We start from the raw sequence: 21061 nt of genomic DNA, 5'->3' as shown, positions 1-21061 counted from the left end.
TTTCAAACATAATCTTCTGCACAGGAAAAGATCAGGCAGCAAAAAATGAGCAATGTAAAGAATTACCAATGAAACTATTGCCTAGCGTTAAAAAATCGTCTTAAAATATAGTTTCTTAGAATACTTAGTAGCGTTAAATACATCGTAATAAGGATATTTTTACCACTGTGATTTTCGATTCCCAATAATGGAAAAATTATATGCAATGAAATAATTGTCACTAAAAAGCCAACGGCAACATTAGTTAAGCTTTCGATAAACGATTGTTTTTTAGTCTGCATGATTTAGATAAACAACTTTTGAAGAAAGTTCAGAGTTTTTGATTTCAATGATTCTATAGCCAGAAATAGAAGCATCTAAGTCTATTTTATCAATGCTTTTTTTAACTTGAAAAACTACGGCGGGTGTAATCTGCTGTGCAATGTTTTTATGAACTAGGGAACTTTCCATATGGTAGTGTCCACAAAAAATATGAATAGGTCTAGGTACCTCAATCAGCAGTTTTTTTAGTTCGTTAGAGTTATTAAGTTGACCAATTTCATCAATCTTTAAGCCTGTAGCAAATATAGGATGATGCACAAAAATCATTAATGGTCGAGATGATTTCAGCTCTGTTTTGAGCCATTCAATTTGCTTATCATCAATATAGCCTGTTGAAGAGTCTAAATAGATGAATTTGTACTGCCCATAGACTCTACTTTTGTAGATTTTGTTTAATTCATAATCTGCTCCAAGACTATAATATTTAGAGATTTCAAAAAAGTCATCATGATTACCCATGGTGACTGAAAGATTCATATTTTTTAGTCGTTCAAAGAAATAGTCAACGCCTTTATTAATACCAATATCACCGGTACATATAATCTCATTGATTTCATTTTCTTTAATACTTTCTAATATCATATCGAATCGCTTTCTCGTATTGATTTTAATACCGATAGAGAACTCTTCATCAAGATGCAAATCCGTTATATGAGCGATTTTTTTAATCATGACATGTTATTTAATCAAAGATATAGCTGTAATTAGTTCTTGATTTATAAAATCTTGCTGATTTTATAGATTTTCCCTAAATTGAGATGGTGACAAACCTGTATGCCTTTTAAATGTATTGGAGAAGTACGATATGGTGTCGAAACCGCACGCAATGGCAATTTCAAAAATAGAATCCTTCGAATACTGAAGTTTGTTTTTAGCGTTTTCCAATCGAATTTTAGTGAGATATTGAAGCGGAGTTAGGCCATTAATTTCCTTAAAAAGTCTGTGTAAATAATACTTGCTTAGGCCAATATCTCTACTCATTATGTCGAGAGTAATAGGATCTTTAAAATGATCCTGTATATAGTCATTTGCTTTTATAATTGATTTTAACAACGCTCTTTTGGTATCATGCTTCGTTATTTTTAGATTGTTAAAACTCTCATTGAAAGCGACTTGTTCTTCAACAATTAGTTCGGAAATCTGAATGAATACATCTTCTTTTTGTTGCTCTAAAATAACTTGGTCGTTATTACAAAGATCAACAAGTTGGTTTAGCAGAGTTTTAATTTTGTGATTTGATCTTCCATGTACGATTTCAAGAAATCTAATGGGCGAACGATTACCCGAATAAAAACAGTATATTTCTTCTATCAGCCTTGGGGACAAGAATAATGATAAGCCCTTTGTTCCTCGAATTACGTTAGTGGTAATTTGGCTGCCATTGTTCAATATTAAGTATTCTCCTTTTGAAACTTCTACATCTTGGTTGTTGTAGTTGTAGTGTTTGAGCCCCTCAAAAACATATTTAATGGTATATGTGGATTGATAAGAAACTGAGGTCTCGTAAGAATGATTAGAGAATAAGATCTTATTCTCTAATTGCTTAGAAAAAGTAGGTGCTGAATTAACTTCTTCAAACGTTATCATAATCAGCAAATATACTATTAGTTATGTGCTAAATCCTTAGGTAATTCTAATTAAAGGTATAACTGGCTAGTTTTCAATCCATATATCCTTCATTTGTTCATGTTTTAACTGAATGATGTTTGTTGATCTCAAATGATTTTAATTCTTTTAACTAATTACTTGTTGTATCTGATAAATAAGGCAAAGTTTTCTGACCGAAAAAAAGGAGCCTCAAAGCTAATAATTATTATTTAACCAAAAATTCAATAATCATTAAACGAAACGTTAGAGGCTCCAGTATATCAAATGGCAAACGATCTGTTTTAAATATTTTTTATGACTTAATCAGCTTAGCTGCAGTAACTTCTGGAATAATTACCAAAGCATCATAGCCTCTTATTACCCGTTCAAGATTTAAGTTATCAATCTTCAGCTTAGCTCTTAAGATTTGTTTCCTTAAGGGTCTTAAGTTAAAAACGTGCCACTGAGAATCATCCGTTTGCTCAAAAAATGGTTTCAAGTAGCTTAAGTAAAAGTCATTTTCCTTGTCCACAGTTCTTGGTGGAAAAATCTTAAAAATTGAACCCAACTGACCGCTCTCTCCAACAACCATAATGTGGAAGGTTTCTTCAAAGTTACTCTCTGTAATATTAGCAACCAAATTACCAATATCATAATTGCCCAATTGGGATTCACCTCTGGTTAGGTGAGTGGCTCCGTATTTAAAAAGTGTAGGACTGTCTTTCCATTGTGGATAGTCCTTCATCAATTGGTTTAGTATAAGCTTTACTCTGTAATAATGGTTTTGTTCCTTATAAATCTTTACAGACTTTCTCATAGCAGAAAAGATTTCTAATTCGTAATGGCTTAAACCGAGAGCTTCTAAAGCATTCAGCTGTTCTGTAAACTTATCGGAAAATAGATGCATTGTCATCGGATTTTTAGTTTTCTCATAAAATTGATTTAGAGCATTCTCTGAGTCTTTAGAAATAATTCTATACAATTTCTTTGCTTCTGTACTCTCTGTTTTTGAAATTAAGTCATTGAAAATGATAAGGTCGGCATTGCCAATAATTTGGTCTGCTCCCAAAATATTAGTGCCTTTATCCGATATATATTTTAGTAAATCATATTCTGCTTTAAATGAATAGAACGAAAATCGATCTGAAAAGTTAATGTTAAAGATTTGTCTCTCTTCTAGTGTAAATTCCTTTAAGGAGCGTTCCAGAATTTTGGTGCTGTAAGGATCTACTTCGATATAAAAGTTGTCAAAGTGCTTTTTATCGAAAACAGCTTTTATAAATTGAGGAATCTCATTAGAAAAGTGGTCTTCGCCGACTAAAACATGCTTGCTTTTTTGAAGTTCGTCTACAATAAAATTCCAACCTTCACCTTCAAAAGAGTCTTCTAATGACTTAAATGTTTTATGCTGTTCGGCAATAAGGTTGACTAAAGTACTGTCTTGAGTAATAGCTGTCAAGTATGTTGTTGTATTTGATTGCTCTAAAAGTTGATTTTTAAAGATTTGGTATTCTTCTAGTTTTTTTGCTGAGACATTATCTTTAAATCCGGGAAGATTTTTTTGGTAATAATCGATAACAAACTCTAACTCTGCGATGCAATCACAGTTACTTTGTGCATTGCAGATAGCGAAGGCGATTAATAACATACATAAAAATGCTTTCTTCATGGTTTTGTTTTTAGTTCATTCTTTAAAGGAAAGCCACCACCGCAATTTGTGATGACTTTCCGAGCTATCAATCAATCACCCCTTATTGTTTGATGAGTTTTTTTGTGGTGCTTCCTGATGTGTTATTGATATGTGCCATATACAAACCTGAAGGCAAGTCAGATACCGAGATGGACTGTGATGCCGATAGATCCTGTTTTAGAACCAATCTTCCGTTAATATCATAAAGTGTAATTTTGGTATCTTCTTGTAGTCCTTTAATGCTGAAACTGTCCTTGGTTGGGTTTGGAAATAACGTAAGCTTATCCAAAACCGAGACATCATCCAAACCAAGCGTACCACAGTTTTCGCTAAAAAAGGTTTGGGCATCCCTAAAAGTCCAGTTTACCGTACTGTATTGGGCATTGTCCACTTGGACACATAATAAATTGGGATTACCGCTCAAATCAATTTCGTTGATGTTGGTATTGTTGCCATTTTGAAGATTAAGATTTTCCAAGTTATTTGAGGAAACATCAACGTAGTCTAAATTGGCATTTGTACTAAGATCTAATTCCAAAACCTGGTTATTTCTAATATCCAACAACCTTAATAATCCAGCATCATTTAGATTCATGTTTTCAAGGTTATTGTTACTGATATTGATAGACTCTAAATTAATATTACCACCCATTACAAGCTGATTAATCTGATTGTTAGAGACACTTACGACTTTTAGATTTGACAAACCAGAAAGGTCTAAATCTTCCATAAAGTTGTCTCTTAAAAGCAATTCTTCCAATGCAGTGTTTTGGCTTAGGTCGATACCATTAAGGATATTGAACTCAAGACCTAAATATTCCAAGTTTAGGTTTGATGAAACATCCAAGCCTTCAAACTGGTTTTCTTGTAACAAAAGGGTTTTTAAAGCTATATTGCTCGTAAGGTCCAAAAACTCAAGGTTATTACGTATAGCCCCAAAATATTCTAAGTCTGTCAAGTTGGTGATGTTTATGCTCTCCAGGCCATTTGAGCTACAGAGCAATGTTTTTAATGCCGTATTATTACTTAAATCCAATGCTGTAAGATTGTTTTCACCACAATACAAGGATTCTAAATTTACAAAGCCTTCGATCCCAGTTAGGCTAAATATATTCTTGTTGACGATATCGAGCTCTATAACAGCCTCGGCATCAGCCACTAAAATATCACCTGTAAACCCATTGGTATCGATACCTTGGTCTATCAATGCTATTTCAAAATTATCGTCTGGTATAGGAATAGTCGCGCCATCACAGGCTGTACTAAAACTGGTTTGTGGGTCTATAGTGGTCCAATTGGCACTAGCATAAGTGACATCATCTACGTCTATACAAAGCAAATTAGGATTATCTGTTGTTATAAACTCAATGATATTGGTATTGTTCCCGTTTTTAATCGATAGAAACTCGATGTTATTATTGGATGCATCTAAGCTCTCTAAGGCCATATTAGCATCTAAATCTAACTCATGAATTTGATTTTCATTACACTTAAATGTCATTAAGTTGGGTAGGGCAGAAACATCCAATACTTGCAAATTGTTAGCCCTTACGAATAGTTGTTGAAGATTGATATTGTTGCTTAAATCAATACTGTTTATAGCGTTAAGATTACAGTTTAAGTATTCTAAGTTTGGATTAGATGAAACATCTAAACTTATCAGTTGATTATCGTTGATAGTCAAGCTTGTTAGGTTAGTATTAGAACTTAAATCAATGGACTCCAGTTGATTTTCCCTAGCACCTATAGATTCCAACTCCGCAAGGTTGGTAACATCAAGACTTTCAAGGTTATTTATACTACCATTAAAGTGCACCAATTGTGGGTTGTTGGTTAAGTCTAATGACGTAAGGTTATTGCTGTCAACTCTTAGCTCTATAAGGTTAACAAAGCCTTCGATGCCTGTGAGGTCATCAATATTTTTGTTATCTACCTCTAAATCAGTCACTGCTTCAGCATCAGAAACTAAAATATCACCAGTAAACCCATTGTTATCATAGCCCAAATCGATAAGCGCTTGCTCAAAATTGGCATCTGGTATAGGAATGGTAGGACCATTACAATCCGTACTAAAACCAGTTTGTGGGTCAATATTTGTCCAGAAAGTGTTGGCTAATGCCTCATCATCTACATCAATACAGTATAGTTCTGAGTTGCCAGTTGCAATAAAGGTAAAAACAGCAGGGTTATTACCATTTTTAATTGAGAGTGACTCAAGATGGTTATTGTTAACACTTATAATTTCTAAAGCTGGATTCGCATCAAAGTTGAGGCTTTCAATCTGATTGTCCCTACAGCTAATTCTCTTAAGATTGGGTAGCATTGCCACATCAAGTTCTTCAAGACCATTTTCGTAACATGACAATATTTCTAAATCCGTATTATTGGCTAGACTAATTCCATTGAGAATATTGTCATCACAATACAGTTCTTTCAGCATAAGATTCCCTGAAAGGTCAAGGCTCTCCAATTGGTTACCGTTCACGTTAAGCGTCCTTAATTGGGAAGAGTTTAAGATATCAAGACTTTCTAAGTTGTTTTCAAAGACACCTAATTCTAGTAATGCTGTTTGATTAGACAAGTCTAGGGTCTCTAAAAAGTTATTAAAAAGGAATATGCTTTCCAATAAGGTGTTTTGGCTTACATCAATATCGGTAATAAGATTGTCACTTAAAGAAAGTATTCTTAATTGGGTATTAGCCGAAAGATCTATCGTTGTAAGATTATTATCCACAGCTATTAAATTCACTAAAAGGGTGTTTGCCGAAAGGTCTAATGTAGATAATCCATTATAGTTGCAAGAGAGCAATCTTAACGCTAGATTATTGGATAGGTCTAGTTGCCCAAGGTTGTTGCTACTACAATTGAGTGCCTCAAGATTTATAAACCCTTCAATACCTGTAAGGTCTGCAATATTCTTGTCGGCGACATATAGCTCTGTAACAGGTTCTGCATCAGCAACTAAAATATCACCTGTAATGCCATTGGTATCAATCCCTTGGTCTATAAGTGCCTGTTCAAAACTAACATCAGGTACGGCAATAACGGCCCCATCACAGTCGGTACTAAAACTGGTTTGTGTATCAATGGCTCCCCAATTATTGATAGCATAATTAACATCATCTACATCTATACATAGCAAATTGGGGTTTCCGGTCGCATCAAAATTGGTTATGGCCGAGTTGTTGCCGTTTTTTATGGACATAGCTTCTAAATTATTATCAGCAGCATTAGCATTTTTCAATTGACTATTGTTATCTAAGTCTAATTGTTGAATTTGATTCCCAACACATACGAGCACCTCCAAATTGGTCAAATTGGATACATTTAAATCTTCCATATCATTTTCATGGATGTATAACTCTTTTAAGTTGACATTAGCAGTAAGGTCAATACCGTTTAAGGTATTCTCGCCACAGTTTAATATCTCTAATTGTAAGTTTGCCGATACGTCTAAACTTTCAAAGAGGTTATCGCTTACACCTAGCAACTTCAAACCTGTATTGGTGCTTAGGTCTAAAGACTCTAAGTTATTGCCCGATAATGCTAAATTTTCTAAATTCGAAAGATTGGTGATATTGATGTGCTCAAGGTTGTTATTAACAATCGATACGGATGTTAGAGCTGTGTTTTGACTTAAATCTAGTGTTGTAAGGTTATTACCTTCACATGATAATAATTCTAAATTAGTAAAACCTTCAATACCTGTTAAGTCATTTATATTGGCAAAATTCAACAATAAGCTGGTTAGGCTTTCGGCATCAGTAACTAGAATATCCCCGGTTGTGCCATTGCTATCGATACCTTGATTAATGAGTTCCTGTTCGAAGTTGGTGTCTGGTATGGCTATGGTTGGTGGTGCGCCACAACTCTCGCTAAAACTGGTCTGTAGATCTATGTTAATCCAATTAGCGGTACTGTAAACTGCATCATCTACTGCGATACAGGTGAGGTTAGGATTATTCAATACTGAGAATGATGTGATATTGGTATTGGCACCATTTCGAATTGAAAAGCTAGACAGATTATTGTTGGATATATTTAAATCTGTCAATGCGACATTACTATTAAGGTTTAAACCAGTGATTTGATTTACCTGGGCTTGTAAGACAATTAAATTAGTGTTTGACGATAGATCTAATACAGTTAATTCGTTATCAGATGTATAGAGACCTTCTAATAATGTATTTGCTGATAGATTTAAACTCGTTAAGTTATTTGAAAAACAGGATAAGGTTGTTATGAAAGGGTTTTGGGAAATATCCAGACTTGTCAGATTATTATTCGCTACATTTAGGAACCCCAAGTTTGGATTATGACTTGTATTTAAACTATTGAGTTGATTTCCTGGCAAAATCAGCGTAGCTAAAAATTGTTGATTGGATATATCTAGTGCTTCTAAATTGTTGTTGGAAAAGTCTACATAGCTCAAGCTGATATTACTGCTCAAATCCACTTGAGATACATTATTATCTCTACAATTCAGAAAGGAAACACCTGTAAAGGCTTCTATTCCTGTAAGGTCGCTTATGTTGAGGTTATTAAGGGTGAGCCCGTTTACGACCTCGGCGTCAGACTCAAGGATATTTCCGTTAAGCCCATTGGTATCAATGCCTTCATCAACGAGATATTGTTCAAAATTACTATCAGGGATAGCAACTGTCTGACCCGTTAGATAGTTTGACATCATTAGGTTCAACAAAGTCATTAAAATTGTAATTTTTGTTTTCATTATTTCTAAGATTGATTATGTTTTATTGTACTTGTTTAATTTTTTTGTTCGTACGTTTTACGTATGTGTCTTTAGTTTTGCTCCCCTTTAAAAAAGGGATCAGCATCCCTCGTCCTTTTTTATATGCTTTATAGGTTTCACCAAATTCTGTGGTTAAGTCTTTTTCCTCTAGTCTGGTTCCTATAATAATGTAGGCTGTAACTGCAATGGCGAAGGCAAGGTGCGTTACGGACATCGTTGTTGTTGCCCACATACCTAGTAGCATTCCAAAATAAATGGGATGACGCACCAACTTGTAGAAACCAATAACACGAAACTCGAGAGGTTGATATGGTTTCCCCATCAATTCCAAATAGGTTTGCCTTAGACCGAACAAATCGAAATGATTAATTAAGAAGGAACTGATAAACAAGATGGCCCAGCCCGCAAAAAAGAGGAAGAAAAGGATATGATACAATAGGCTGTTCGAAGCCACTTCCCATATAATACCTCCAATAGGTTGCCAATGATACACCAAATTAAAAAGTAACAACCCTGAAACCAGTACAAAGGTGCTTCGTTCAATAGGTCTAAGAAAATACTTGGCAAACCAATCCTTAAACCATTTTCTTGCCATAACACTATGTTGAATACCAAAAAGTGCGATGAGGAAAAAGTTGTTTAATAAAGCTAACCATAGGGATACTCTCGGCTCTTGGTCTATGGCTATTTCTGGAATGAGATTGCTTACTGAAAGTATCCAATATAGGATTGATGAGAATCCAATAGCATAGGCGGCTATTGAATATGTAAACATTAAAATCTTCTTCATGACTGATAGTTTTAAATTCAATGCAAACTTGAAAATTGTATAGAAGAGTAGAAAAGGCAATCTATGATGCAGGCAAATTCATCGTTGACTTTTTATGGTTCGATTTCACCGATGAAATTTCCAAACTTATCGATGTGACCTGTTGAGATATAGTCGTTTAAGCTAACTTTACAATATGAAGTATAAATTGACATATGTACTTAAATGGTATTTCCTTTTCTTTTTTTTAGTAGATGCACTAAGAGAGACTATCGGTAGTACGGTAACTTGGGATGTTATAGTTAGCTTACTTAAAAACCCCATATTCTATATGGTTTTCGTAAGTACGTTTTCATTATTTTCTTTATATGTATTGGCTGCCTATACTGTACTATTTAAGTTTTATAAGCGTAAACCGTTAGGCATAATACTATTGCTAATTATTATTCTATGGATGCCTACAATTGCAGGGCGCTATTTTTTTGAGGAAGTGATCTTAACACACTATACTGGTGTCAGTAATTATGGCGAAAATGTAACCTACGCCAACTATCTTAAAGATAATCTTTATATGGCTACATTGCATTCTGTTTTAGGTGCCGTATTGTACTTTATTCAACTCTCTAAATACAATACTGAGCGCGCGCTAGAAATGCGAGAAGAAAAACAGAAAATGGAATTAGCATTTTTACGCTCACAATCTAGCCCTCATTTTTTGTTTAACATGCTCAATAACATCTATTCTTTAGTATTTGTAAAATCTGAAAAGGCATTAATAGCTATTGATAGACTTTCACAATTATTGCGATATTCACTTTATGAAAACAAGACAGATTCTCAATTGAATAATGAGTTTGAACAGTTACAGAATTATATTGAACTTGAATCCTTGCGGTACGATGAGGATTATTCCGTTACTCTTACGACTGATATAAAGATGCCAAAGGCAAGAGTACCACAATTTCTTTTTATTCCTTTTGTAGAAAATGCCATTAAGCATGGCTTGGTAACAGATAAAAATAATCCAATAACTATACGTATAATAGCTAAAGATGGTAAGCTTAACTACAGTGTAGAAAACACCTATATAGATAAGGTAAAAGACAATGTTGGTGGCATTGGACTTAAAAACCTAGAAAAGCGTCTAGATATAGTATTCGATGGAAATATGTACTTTAATACGTCAAAAAGTGACAATAAATTTCTAGCAGAACTTGAAATTCCAATAAAATGAACTGTTTAATTGTTGATGACGAACCTTTAGCCTTAAACTTACTCAAGGAGTACATTGAGAAAATCGATGATTTAAATCTATTGGGTGCATTTAAAAACCCTTTAGAAGCCCTTAAAAGGATTCAAACCGAAAACGTGGATATCATATTTTTAGATATCCAAATGGCAGAGTTAAGTGGCATACAATTAGCTAAAATTTTACCTTCCGACATAAACATTGTTTTTACCACTGGTTATTCCGAACATGCTATCGAGGGCTTCGAATTGGAAGCCATAGACTATTTGTTAAAGCCGATTACTTTTGAGCGGTTTTATAAGGCTTTTGAAAAAGTCAAAAAAAGAAATACACAGGTTGAGCTACAATCAAAGCAAGATTATATGTTTGTTAAAACAGAATATAGACTGCAAAAAGTCAATTTTGATGACATCTTGTTTTTTAAAGGACTAGGAGATTATGTTGTTATTCAAGGTTCGAAACACAAAACGCTCACACTAGAAAATATGAAGCACTTTGAGCGAGTACTACCGCAAAATCTTTTTATTAGAGTGCACAAATCATATATCATTGCATTGAATAAAATTGATTTTATTGAACGCAATAGAATTGTTATTGGCAAAAATTACATCCCAATTAGTGCTACTTACAAAGATGATTTTTTGAAGAGATTAAATTCTTAAGACTACTGTAATTTAAGCTGTTGTAAGGTGTTTGGCAACAGGTAAAATTAAATTATTTTCTTCTTTTTTTACTTTTTTGTGACTTTAGGGATCACTTCTGTGTCTAACAAACTAAAGAAAAAGGTCTTTATGCTGCCTTAGCTCCATTAAAAAGGCACCATGCTATTCACTCCGACCTATTTTTCTTTGAGATATGTTTAAAGTATTGGCAGCTATAGTAAGTAATAACCTATACTTAATAACATATGAGAAACAGACATTTAGAACAGAATTTTTTAGTTATCCTTATTTGTGTCTCTTTGAGATGAAAGCAATAAGGATGATACTGCTATTGTGCTTTTAAGTAGTGTCGTTTTGCACTATTTAGAGTAGACATTGTGCTTCCTGAAACTACACTTTAAATGAGTTCTTCAGATTCAGGAGTATTACTGCAAAGATAAGTTGAACGATAATTTTGCATCAGAAAGTAGGCTAGGTATATAGAATATTAGACTTGTTTACTATTTGACTTTTGAATTCAGTTTACCCCTATTTAGACTATAGTATCATCGTAAAGCTTTTTCATAATATTATGAAGTGGTTAAGTAAACTATATTCATTACTGAATACGGAATCGATTGTGTTTTTTTCGTATTACAGACCCATACGCTCTACCTGTTTGTTATCTGCCGTATTGTTCTTTTTCCTTTGGCTAATAAAACCTTTTACGCTCGCTGCATATAGTGATATTTGGGCGGTTATTTTCTCACTTATTTTCGCTACGATTCCTCTTGTTATTTATGTACTCGCCATCAAGGTGTTTGTACCTTTAATCTCAGTCTCTATAAAAGAGTGGAAACTTAAGACAGAATTAGTGTTCGTTACCTTTATGTTGTTTATTTCTAGCCTTATTACTATTGGGTATGCGCATTTTGTGTGCAAGGTATTCTACAATGCACAGCTTATTGAAGATTATATTAAACTATGTTTTTATGCCAACTTTATAATAGGGTATGGGTTGTTTATCTTATTAAAGATGGTAGACTTTTTGACCTACTATAGACAGGTTATAGAAATTAAGGAAGTAAGTAGCAGCTTACATCGTGAGAACAGAATAGTTATATCAGGGGAGAGAGCCAATGAGGAACTTATCATTCCAGATACTAATGTACTCTATTTTGAAAGTAGGGGAAAATTCGCCATAGTGAACTATATGGTCAATAACGAACTAAGAGAAAAGGAAATTAAGGTGTCCCTAAAGAAGATAGAGTCACAGTTAAATATATATCATGAGTTCTTAAGATGTCATAATTCATTTATTGTTAATGCCAATAAGGTCACGGAGATCGTTGGCAATTCGAGAACAGCGGTGTTGATACTGGATTCTGACATAAAAATTCCGATTTCTAGATCTAAGCTCAATGTATTGAAACAACAAATTTTCGATTCTTATAAAATCTCTATAGATTGATATATTACCTCAAGAATGATATAAATTAATAAAATATTACCTAAGCTTATCAATTTGACCACTGATTTAGAATGCTATTTGCGCCTTGATGATTTGGGTCAGCTTCCAAAACCTTTTTAGCATACTCGATGGCTTTTGTTCCGTTTTTAAGCTCAGAATAGCTTTGGGAAATTTGAAATTGTAAAAATGCTCTGTAAGCAGTATTTGGAAAGAAATCAATAATAGCTTGCATTAACTTTAGTGACTTTTCGTAGGCACCATCACTTTTTAATTCCAAGCCAGCACGTGCTATTTCTATGTCTTGTAATATGTATTCATTAGATTTTATTTTTATTAAGTGCTCTACAGTAGAAATTGCATTTTCCACAGATTCACTTGCTGTTTTTTCTAAGATTAGTTTGAATAGCGATTTTTTTGGAAGCTCGTAATCTCTGCTCATCAAGATACTCACGATTTTATTGGTTATTCCATTTGTATCCGTATCTCTTCTATTGGTAAGTATAATAATGGTTTTATTTTCGTCGATCAATCGCGTAATCTGCGACCGATAGCCCGTTACCAAACCTCCATGCCATCGAACATTTAAGTCCGAGTGTTCGCCCCTAAGATTAACATGGAATCCATACGAATACCTGTCAAAATTTGGTTTTAATAGCAGCTCAATGGATTCTTTAGATAGTAATTGATAGGTGTAAAGTGCCTGATCCCACTTCAATAAATCTTCGGCTGTTGCTATAATTCCTCCTGTAGAATAGGTTGTGGATGGATCTCTATACTCTGCATTATCATACTTCGCTGTAAGGAAATTATACCGATAAGGAGTCACTCGGTTTTTGATAATTTCATTTGAGTTAGAAAAGGACGAGTTTATCATGTTTAAAGGATCAAATATTTTTTGCTGAAGCAACGCTTCGTATGTTTTACCCGATACATTTTCTAAAATCATCCCAAGCAAATAGTATCCTATACTGCTATATCGAAATCGTTCACCTGGTATATTACGTTCTTCTAAAGTTGCAAACATGGTCATAATAGAGTCTTTTTCGTGGTGAAGACGAGCTTTACTGAGTAAAAAGTCATCAATGCCTCCCCAATGCTGTAAACCAGAGGAGTGACTCAATAGATGGTGAACTGTAATGTCATTTCCTCTAGATGTAGGATAATTTGGGATGTAATTACTTATGGGATCGTCTAGTTTTATTTTTCCATCCTCAACCATTTGCAAAACTAATACCGCTGTAAATTGCTTTGTAATAGATCCCAAAATAAATCTCATGTCTGTTCTATGGGGTAAATCGAACTCCAAATCGGCCAAACCAAATGCATTTTGATAAATAGGCTTTCCATTTTCTGCAACTAAAATAGTCCCAGAAAATAAGCCATATTGATGATATAGCCCCATGACTTCATCAATTTTGTCTGAGGTAGATTGAGCACTGATTGTTTGCTGAGCAGATGCCATGGTTAGCAGTGCACATAGCATAAAAATTTTCTTCATAATTGAAGCTTTGAGGAGTTAACTGTTGATACTTAAGCTAATAAGATGGGTCTATCTTTATACTGATTTTACTTTTCCTTCTTTGCGAATTCCCAAAACACATTAATGATTTTCCATTCACCTTTTAGCTTTACAAGATGAATATATTCAACCCACCTCACAGTTGGGTATCCAGTAATTAGAGATGCGCTGGCCATGTTTCCAAAAATGGAAATATTCTCTACAGCATTATTTTGGCGTTCTCGTAAAAACTTTGGTTTTGTAGACATCAGTTCTTTTAATTTTTCGGGAGGAAAATCTTCACTCAAGGTAGAACCATCCTGATTTAAGCCCCTTTTAGCAAGTCGGGGATGTAATGATTTATTCATTTCATCGAAATTGTTTTCGAAAAAATTTTCAATATAGTTTAAAACTGTTTTTTCAACTGCTTTACTGTTTACGTCCTTATTTTGGGCAGCTACTATAATGGTAAAAAGGAACAGTACAATTGTAACAAGTGATGTTTTCATGTAGTATATTAAATGGTTTCAGACCAAAGATATAGGTCGTTTTTATCAATATGGGTTATCGATAGGTTAACGAGAAGTTAAACAGTGTTAGTGAGATGTTAACGGCGTTTTACTTAAATGAAATAATGTATATTGTTATATGTAATTTTAATTTCGAAAATGAATAGAATCAAAATTGTATTTGGTTTTACTACTGTTTCATTAATCGTTTTGATTGTAATTCAGATATTATTTCTTAAGACCACCTACAATGAAAGAAGAGAAATCTTTGATGATGAAGTTTCTTTGCTTTTGAAAAATATTAGAGAAGCTCTAGATCCAGGCGAACCGCTTCCGGAAGAGTTTCGTAGATTGCTCTCAGAAAGGCGTTACAAAAAGAGGTTTCCGTTATTGGAAAAGAAAATAGCCTCGTACACTAGACTTAAGAATGTCAAATATTCGATCTATAACAGATTTCGGCCTAGTTTTGTCTTAGGAGATACGTTTGAATCTAAATACTCTACAAGTTTAAGAACAGACAATATCATTGTAAAGTTGGGTTTTCCCAGCTACGGTATATGGTACTTCCTACAAAAAATGTGGATTCATATATTGGTTTCCATACTGTTTACAGTTTTATTGATTATATCTTCGTACTACACCATCTTTATGTTGATTAAGCAGTACAAATTTTCCAAAACCAAGGAGCAGTTTATCAATACAATGACTCATGAATTAAAGACTCCTATCTTCTCTATTTCTGTTGCTGTTAAAACCATGTTTGAATTTGATATCTTTAAAAAGGATGAAAAATTAAAACGGTATTTAAACCTTATTTATAGCGAAAATGAGCGGTTAAAGAACAACACAAATCGAGTGCTGGAAACAAGCTTATTAAAATCAGGAAAGATTGAGTTTTCTAAGGAAATCATAGACGTGCATAGCATTCTCGACACGCTTATTGAAGAGTTAAAATTGATAGGGAAAAATGTTGATATCTCTAAACGTTTTGAGGCTACTGAGTATTTTATAGAAATGGATCCAATGCATTTAAAAAATGTGGCCTATAATATTTTTGATAATTCTATGAAGTATTCAGAAAAGGATTTAGAATTTACTATTACAACAGTAAACACTGGAAAAAATATTATCATGATCTTTGCAGATAATGGGATTGGAATTTCGAAGAGGGATCAAAAAAATGTATTTAATGAGTTCTATAGAGTGAACACGGAAAATATTCATAATATTAAGGGGTATGGTATAGGGTTGTCTTATGTGAAGATGGTTGTAGAGCAATTCAATGGTTCTGTCTTAGCTGAAGGCAAAGATGGCACACAAATTAAAATCGTATTTCCGGTCGTATGAAAAAAGTATATCTTGTAGAGGACGATCCTAATTTAGGCTATATATTAAAAGAGTATTTAGAGTTGAACAACTTTGATGTTCAGCTTGAGACCGATGGGCAGGATGCCATAGCCAATTTTACGGATGCAGATATATGCATTTTGGATTTGATGCTTCCTGTTAAAGATGGGTTTGAAGTAGCAAAATATATTCGGAGTATATCGAACATACCTTTGTTATTCTTAACGGCAAAGTCGTTGAAGGTAGATAAGCTAAAAGCTTTTAAAATAGGAGCGGATGATTATTTGGTAAAGCCTGTTGATGAAGAAGAATTAATAGCCAGGATTCGCGCAATTTTAAGCAGATATTCTGAAGTTAACCAAAAAATAGAGTATTCAATAGGAGATTACGCGTTTGATCACTCAAATCAAACACTAACTATTAATGGTGATACATTAAGACTAACACAGAGGGAATCTTTGATTTTATTAGAACTCTGTAAGTACCAAAATAAAATCGTTTCTAGAGATGCGATGTTGAAAAAAATATGGGGAGATAATGATTATTTTAACCGTAGAAGTATGGATGTTTTTATTTCAAAATTGCGTAAGTATTTAAGCCGAGACCACTCCATAGAGATTAAGAATATCCATGGAAAAGGTTTTATCCTTATTTGTTGAGGGTACTACGCTTCGTTCTATGGGTTTTGTAAATCCTCTTTTTTGCGAATAGAAGTTACAACTCATCCATAAATGTTTTCCATCCACTCAACATATCATCTTCTGTAACACCTAGCGTTTCAGTTATTTCTTTGAGATTGTTATATGTTAGTAAAGAGATGAGTTGTTCTCTACCATAGGCTTTATCTAAATACATTACTAACGTCCCTGAAAGTCCATACTTAAGCTTGCCAGACCAGAAATTAGCTAGTTTCTCTGGAATTTCACCTTCTGATAAAGCGCTTTTAACGTCTTTGATTCTTATTGAATCACATTGACCAGAAGCGTATACCGCTAGGCCTTCAACAAACCAATCTATACCTACAACGTCACTAAAATCTGGACTTACATTATATTGCCCGTGATATACATGAACCAATTCGTGGGTAATTAGATTTTGTGTTTTAGTTGAGTCCGAATAAATATGCTCGCATGCAAGGCTCTCCCACTTTTTTGGAGATATAATATCTAGCTGATTTGAAACGCCACTGGCAACCATCCAACATTGAGATTTAAAGTTTGGCATATTCCAATTTTTCTGCCATGTGCTGTCTAAAGATTTGCGAGAAGGATGAATGTATATTGAAAAATCAGTTTTAAAAGGATTGCTAAAAAACTTCTCTACAGACGTTTTGCCTTTTTCAAAATAGCTCTGGTACTCAGAAATATTAGCTCTATCCATGTCTGTGTAGCACAAAGCATAGCCTTCGTGCTTTTCAATGATCCAATTGTTTTGAAATATTGTGAAACTAGTCAAAACAGTAATTGATAAAATAGAAAACAATAGAATTGAAAACGTTTGATTTTTCATGGTTTGGTCTTTTACTATAAGACGATTGAGTGCATTATTTGCTACATTTTCAACCCTAGTATCTGTTTAATTATCGGTTAAATTTACTTATGCATACAGTCTTTAATCTATGGTAACATTCTCAATTATGTCATAAAACCAAGGTGTGTGTTGATTTGTCACGGCAATCCATTGCCATTTGCTTTCATTTTTTTGGGCAGTTAGGGTCATAAGTCCTATTTCTCTATTTACGGTATCTAAAGGGTTAGATTTTTTATACCAAAACATTTTCCAGGAATAATAAGCCAGAGCATTCTTAGAGTCAATGATTCTGATTCTAGGTTTGCCAGCTTTATAGTAATAGTCTAATGAATCATTGCCTGCTAAGTATGCATGAAACCTCCTTACTTCTTTTTTACCTTCAAAATAATAACCTTGAGAGTTGATCCAAGATATATCTTCCGAAAATTGTGACATTGCAGTTTCAATGTCTTTATTTATCATGGCTTTTTCCCTTTCATTGATCATTTCTTTTAGCTGCGAAGAAAGAAAATCATTATCTTTTTTTTGATCTTTTGAATCATTTTGATCGCAAGAATTGATCACGATGAATAAAACAGCAATTAGTATTTTTTTCATGATTATAAGGTATTAAGGGTTATCATTTTAAGAATAAGATTCTAGTGGTGCAAAAAGCTAAGGTTTTTCCTTTTGGTCTGGAACGTTTATTCTACCAGAATTTAAACCACGGATACTCATCGAAACTACTGCTCCCTTTTCGTTAAATTGAAATAAGACTTGCATATTAGATCCAGGATTGTCACTTTCAACTAAGAACAAATCCGTTCGGTAAGGCCAAAGCACAAGGGGCTCATCCCAATAATTTGATTTGAGATAGACGTTACCATTTTTAAGGTATATTTCTCGGTACCTTTCTTCATCCACGATATATTTTCCTAAATAAGGTTTTATATCTTCTATCTTACTAACGTGATAATCTGGAGTTGACTTTTTCAATTGTTTTAGAGCTTCCAAACTTTTGACATCTTTAGGGTTGTCCTCTAGAGCGATGCGGAAATGATTTTCAGCTAAAGCGATGTCTTTTTTCTCTAGGTATAATTTCCCCAAATGGTTATGGATAACATACCAACTTGGAAATACTTTGTCAGCCAATAATAAGGTTTGGATAGATTCATCTATCCTGTAGCTACTTTTTAAGTTTTTAGCGGTTTGTACTAAGCTTCTCCAATCAAACGACGATAAATAGTCTTTTTCATATATCAATGTGGAATCGATAATCGTATTAACGTAGCTAAAGCCTTTGTCAACTATCAACTGGCCAACAGTATTAGGATTTAAAGGGACTCTATTGCCTTTCTCAAAACTAAAACTAAAATCATAACTCTTATGCTCGTATTCTTTAAAATTTTCGATTCCCTTTAGGTATTCATCAAAAAAGTATCCTATGTATTCTGTCATTTCTGCATAAAATCTATAATTCATTTCTTTCTCGGTATTTGCAAGCTTTGTATTATTAATCATACCATATAGAAGGTACAGACCAGAGAAATAGCTATGTTCCTCAATATCATATCTTATAAGTGCTTTATCGGCATATTTTACACTATCTAAAAATGTAGAAGGGTTTTGATTTGGAGCTTTTAGATTTTTACCAATAAATAGCAAGTTTGAAGTAAAGGCTTTGGGAGCGTAGAGTTCACTATTCTTAAAATCGTTTAACCATCCCTTTGACATAATGGAACCATCTAGTGAAACTGTAGCATCAACAGACTTGTTCTTTGAAGCAAATATAATGTTTGCTAATCCTCCAAGGCTAAAACCAAATACGCCAACCTTATCAGTGGCATAATTGTTTTGCGCATAGTCTAATAAAAAGCCCAGATCCTCTGCTTGAACATTAACTGATCTTATTGTTCTTTGGTGCAGTTGGGTGTATTCTCCCTTAGACATTGTAGATAATACAACATATCCTTTACTTGCTAGAAACTCGCATATAATACTATTATCAATCGCAGAAGTGTTCATCGGCGGTGCATAAAGAATTATTGGGAACTCAATATTAAGTTCTTGCCCATTAAAATGAGCATGTGTTTTACTGCTCAGAAGTTCTTTTAGTTGTTCTTGTTTTGATTTACCGTCTATTGAGTTAATGAATGTATCAATGGTCGTTTTTCTATCCTTTTCTGTATTCTTTTCAAAATCTATTTCTGATGAGGTATGGCCAAGGTAATCTTGGTAAAGAACCGAATATGATTTTTTGCTTTTTTGAGATGGATACCAAATGGAAATTTGAATGGGTCGACCGATTGGGTATTCTGTTCTGTTTCCATAATAATCATACTTGGAAAAGTATGATCGGCTATGGTCATAGATGTGTATTACCTTATATCCTATATGATATTTTCCAAATTCAAGGTGTTTGGTAATTTTATTTTGGGCATAAATATTAATAAGGCTTATTAAACTTAAAGCTAAAGAGAATATATATTTCATTTTTTTGTTTTATTATACTGTATTGCTGCCAAAATCAAAAAAAGCTATTCCATGTTTCATTAAAAAAACAAATGATTTACGATCTAATAATTTCAAAAATTGCTAAATAATTAGAAACGAGGAATTATTGTTTACACTGAAAAAACACTAAGAATAGGGCAAAAGTGTATACAACATATATAATTATATTTGAAAGATATTCTATCTAGTGACACTAGATTTTAACTCCAAATAATTTTTATGCTACAGTTATTATACGAAAACTGAATATGTCGTTTTAAGCAAGAAATAGCTCTCGATCTATTTTATAATTATGCTTTTGGAGGTTCCTGGTTAGATTCTGTTTGTCTTTAAATCCGGTTATCAGTGCTATGTCTTCTAAGGTTAAATCGGTTGTTTTCATCATATCGCAAGCCTTAGAGAGTCTTACTCTTATTAAATAGTTGTAGGGTGTTTCGTTAAACATATTCTTAAATGTTCTAATTAAATAAAACTTAGACAGATAAGAATTTTCACTAATACAGTTTATGCTAATATTTTTATTGTAATTATCATTTATGTAGTCTTTTGCTATATTGGCCCTTCTCTTCAACTCATTCAAGGTAGCGGTATTCTTCACGTTTAGCTTATTCATTATTTCATTTACACCAATCTGGTGTTTGAATAACTCAAATGCTAAATTGTAATAACATTCATGTGTAAATGCATTTTTATTTTTTAAAACCATTACTTTCAATAGTCGACTAAAGTCGTCATTTTCGAGCCTATACTGGCCGTGTTGAAGATGGAATCTATCCTTAGCGGAATTATTAAAGATAGAAATATTCCCCTGCATTATGTCTGAATATACCTCATTGACCAATTGGCCATCTAGATAAATACATTTGCCTATCACATCAAATTCATGATCAATAGTTGTCTTAATGCTTTGCCCTTTTGTTGTAAGCATAAACGAACCATTTTTTACCGAGTAAGTTTTGCCTTCTACCTTGTAGTGTTCTATTCCTTGTTGTGGTAGTTTTATGGAATAACCAGAATTTGATATGTTGATTTCTTTTTTGTTAACCTTGGTATGGAGAATATGATTACCTCCATTGTTAATCTTGATGATTTCTTTGATATCCATTAAATTGATTTTGATTGATGATTTTTCTTAAAAAATAAAAAAATATAAATAAACTTTTAATATTACAACTATTTAACAGTATTCCCTAAGGCTTTAAT

Annotated in this window: 16 protein-coding genes; 5 read left to right on the top strand and 11 right to left on the bottom strand. The window is 33.3% G+C overall.

Annotation, left to right across the window (positions count from 1 at the left end; genetic code table 11):
* Positions 1-270 precede the first annotated feature (270 nt).
* The 5 genes from Q0972_RS14245 to Q0972_RS14225 all read right to left on the bottom strand — a co-directional run bounded on the left by Q0972_RS14245 (position 271) and on the right by Q0972_RS14225 (position 9141).
* Entirely contained in the window at positions 271-993 is a 723-nt protein-coding gene (locus tag Q0972_RS14245) for a metallophosphoesterase (protein WP_299366701.1), read from the bottom strand.
* 63 nt (positions 994-1056) lie between these two features.
* Positions 1057-1908: an AraC family transcriptional regulator gene (locus Q0972_RS14240; RefSeq protein ID WP_299366699.1), complete on the bottom strand. Its 852-nt coding sequence runs from the start codon at positions 1906-1908 to the stop codon at positions 1057-1059.
* A 313-nt stretch (positions 1909-2221) separates the two neighbouring features.
* Complete coding sequence (locus tag Q0972_RS14235) at positions 2222-3577, bottom strand: hypothetical protein (protein ID WP_299366697.1); 1356 nt, start codon at positions 3575-3577, stop codon at positions 2222-2224.
* A gap of 82 nt (positions 3578-3659) precedes the next feature.
* Positions 3660-8330: a T9SS type A sorting domain-containing protein gene (locus Q0972_RS14230; RefSeq protein WP_299366695.1), complete on the bottom strand. Its 4671-nt coding sequence runs from the start codon at positions 8328-8330 to the stop codon at positions 3660-3662.
* A gap of 22 nt (positions 8331-8352) precedes the next feature.
* Positions 8353-9141, bottom strand: coding sequence for an isoprenylcysteine carboxylmethyltransferase family protein (locus Q0972_RS14225; RefSeq protein ID WP_299366693.1), 789 nt, complete (start codon positions 9139-9141; stop codon positions 8353-8355).
* 175 nt (positions 9142-9316) lie between these two features.
* Between Q0972_RS14225 and Q0972_RS14220 the strand changes: the two genes are divergently transcribed.
* The 3 genes from Q0972_RS14220 (at position 9317) to Q0972_RS14210 (ending at position 12481) form a co-directional block, all read left to right on the top strand.
* Complete coding sequence (locus tag Q0972_RS14220; RefSeq protein WP_299366691.1) at positions 9317-10354, top strand: sensor histidine kinase; 1038 nt, start codon at positions 9317-9319, stop codon at positions 10352-10354.
* Positions 10351-11031, top strand: a complete 681-nt coding sequence (locus Q0972_RS14215; protein ID WP_299366689.1) for a LytTR family DNA-binding domain-containing protein — start codon at positions 10351-10353, stop codon at positions 11029-11031. Before Q0972_RS14220 ends, Q0972_RS14215 begins: the two co-directional genes overlap by 4 nt.
* A gap of 571 nt (positions 11032-11602) precedes the next feature.
* Positions 11603-12481, top strand: coding sequence for a LytTR family DNA-binding domain-containing protein (locus Q0972_RS14210; RefSeq protein ID WP_299366687.1), 879 nt, complete (start codon positions 11603-11605; stop codon positions 12479-12481).
* A gap of 49 nt (positions 12482-12530) precedes the next feature.
* Here Q0972_RS14210 and Q0972_RS14205 read toward each other — a convergent pair whose 3' ends face one another.
* Positions 12531-13979 (bottom strand): serine hydrolase domain-containing protein, encoded by a 1449-nt coding sequence (locus Q0972_RS14205; RefSeq protein ID WP_299366686.1) that lies wholly within the window; start codon positions 13977-13979, stop codon positions 12531-12533.
* A gap of 68 nt (positions 13980-14047) precedes the next feature.
* Positions 14048-14488, bottom strand: coding sequence for a nuclear transport factor 2 family protein (locus Q0972_RS14200; RefSeq protein WP_299366684.1), 441 nt, complete (start codon positions 14486-14488; stop codon positions 14048-14050).
* 159 nt (positions 14489-14647) lie between these two features.
* On the opposite strand from Q0972_RS14200, the gene Q0972_RS14195 reads away from it, so the two are divergent.
* Positions 14648-15835 carry a HAMP domain-containing sensor histidine kinase gene (locus Q0972_RS14195; RefSeq protein WP_299366682.1) on the top strand — a complete coding sequence of 396 codons (1188 nt, stop codon included), beginning with the start codon at positions 14648-14650 and terminating at the stop codon, positions 15833-15835.
* Positions 15832-16494, top strand: a complete 663-nt coding sequence (locus Q0972_RS14190) for a response regulator transcription factor (RefSeq protein WP_299366680.1) — start codon at positions 15832-15834, stop codon at positions 16492-16494. Before Q0972_RS14195 ends, Q0972_RS14190 begins: the two co-directional genes overlap by 4 nt.
* A 55-nt stretch (positions 16495-16549) precedes the next feature.
* Here the strand turns inward: Q0972_RS14190 and Q0972_RS14185 are convergent, their stop codons facing one another.
* The 4 genes from Q0972_RS14185 to Q0972_RS14170 all read right to left on the bottom strand — a co-directional run bounded on the left by Q0972_RS14185 (position 16550) and on the right by Q0972_RS14170 (position 20963).
* Positions 16550-17344 (bottom strand): hypothetical protein, encoded by a 795-nt coding sequence (locus tag Q0972_RS14185; protein ID WP_299366678.1) that lies wholly within the window; start codon positions 17342-17344, stop codon positions 16550-16552.
* 102 nt (positions 17345-17446) lie between these two features.
* The gene (locus Q0972_RS14180; RefSeq protein WP_299366676.1) at positions 17447-17962 is read right to left on the bottom strand and encodes a hypothetical protein; all 516 of its coding nucleotides are present in this window, start codon (positions 17960-17962) and stop codon (positions 17447-17449) included.
* A gap of 57 nt (positions 17963-18019) precedes the next feature.
* A complete protein-coding gene (locus Q0972_RS14175; protein WP_299366674.1) occupies positions 18020-19837 on the bottom strand; it encodes a dienelactone hydrolase family protein in 1818 nt (605 codons plus the stop codon).
* A 277-nt stretch (positions 19838-20114) separates the two neighbouring features.
* Positions 20115-20963 carry a helix-turn-helix transcriptional regulator gene (locus Q0972_RS14170; protein WP_299366672.1) on the bottom strand — a complete coding sequence of 283 codons (849 nt, stop codon included), beginning with the start codon at positions 20961-20963 and terminating at the stop codon, positions 20115-20117.
* Positions 20964-21061: the final 98 nt, after the last annotated feature.

This window comes from Winogradskyella sp. (genome assembly GCF_028282165.1).
GTDB lineage: Bacteria > Bacteroidota > Bacteroidia > Flavobacteriales > Flavobacteriaceae > Winogradskyella.
The sequence above is the reverse complement of the archived record's forward strand: the minus strand, read 5'-3'. Positions and strand labels throughout refer to the sequence as shown.

Bases quoted from the DNA above. Each gene is read 5' to 3' on its own strand.
- Q0972_RS14215 (WP_299366689.1), top strand. From the start codon at position 10,351: ATGAACTGTTTAATTGTTGATGACGAACCTTTAGCCTTAAACTTACTC.
- Q0972_RS14180 (WP_299366676.1), bottom strand. From the start codon at position 17,962: ATGAAAAAAATACTAATTGCTGTTTTATTCATCGTGATCAATTCTTGC.
- Q0972_RS14200 (WP_299366684.1), bottom strand. From the start codon at position 14,488: ATGAAAACATCACTTGTTACAATTGTACTGTTCCTTTTTACCATTATA.
- Q0972_RS14170 (WP_299366672.1), bottom strand. From the start codon at position 20,963: ATGGATATCAAAGAAATCATCAAGATTAACAATGGAGGTAATCATATT.
- Q0972_RS14185 (WP_299366678.1), bottom strand. From the start codon at position 17,344: ATGAAAAATCAAACGTTTTCAATTCTATTGTTTTCTATTTTATCAATT.
- Q0972_RS14225 (WP_299366693.1), bottom strand. From the start codon at position 9,141: ATGAAGAAGATTTTAATGTTTACATATTCAATAGCCGCCTATGCTATT.
- Q0972_RS14195 (WP_299366682.1), top strand. From the start codon at position 14,648: ATGAATAGAATCAAAATTGTATTTGGTTTTACTACTGTTTCATTAATC.
- Q0972_RS14220 (WP_299366691.1), top strand. From the start codon at position 9,317: ATGAAGTATAAATTGACATATGTACTTAAATGGTATTTCCTTTTCTTT.
- Q0972_RS14210 (WP_299366687.1), top strand. From the start codon at position 11,603: ATGAAGTGGTTAAGTAAACTATATTCATTACTGAATACGGAATCGATT.
- Q0972_RS14205 (WP_299366686.1), bottom strand. From the start codon at position 13,979: ATGAAGAAAATTTTTATGCTATGTGCACTGCTAACCATGGCATCTGCT.
- Q0972_RS14235 (WP_299366697.1), bottom strand. From the start codon at position 3,577: ATGAAGAAAGCATTTTTATGTATGTTATTAATCGCCTTCGCTATCTGC.
- Q0972_RS14190 (WP_299366680.1), top strand. From the start codon at position 15,832: ATGAAAAAAGTATATCTTGTAGAGGACGATCCTAATTTAGGCTATATA.
- Q0972_RS14230 (WP_299366695.1), bottom strand. From the start codon at position 8,330: ATGAAAACAAAAATTACAATTTTAATGACTTTGTTGAACCTAATGATG.
- Q0972_RS14245 (WP_299366701.1), bottom strand. From the start codon at position 993: ATGATTAAAAAAATCGCTCATATAACGGATTTGCATCTTGATGAAGAG.
- Q0972_RS14240 (WP_299366699.1), bottom strand. From the start codon at position 1,908: ATGATAACGTTTGAAGAAGTTAATTCAGCACCTACTTTTTCTAAGCAA.
- Q0972_RS14175 (WP_299366674.1), bottom strand. From the start codon at position 19,837: ATGAAATATATATTCTCTTTAGCTTTAAGTTTAATAAGCCTTATTAAT.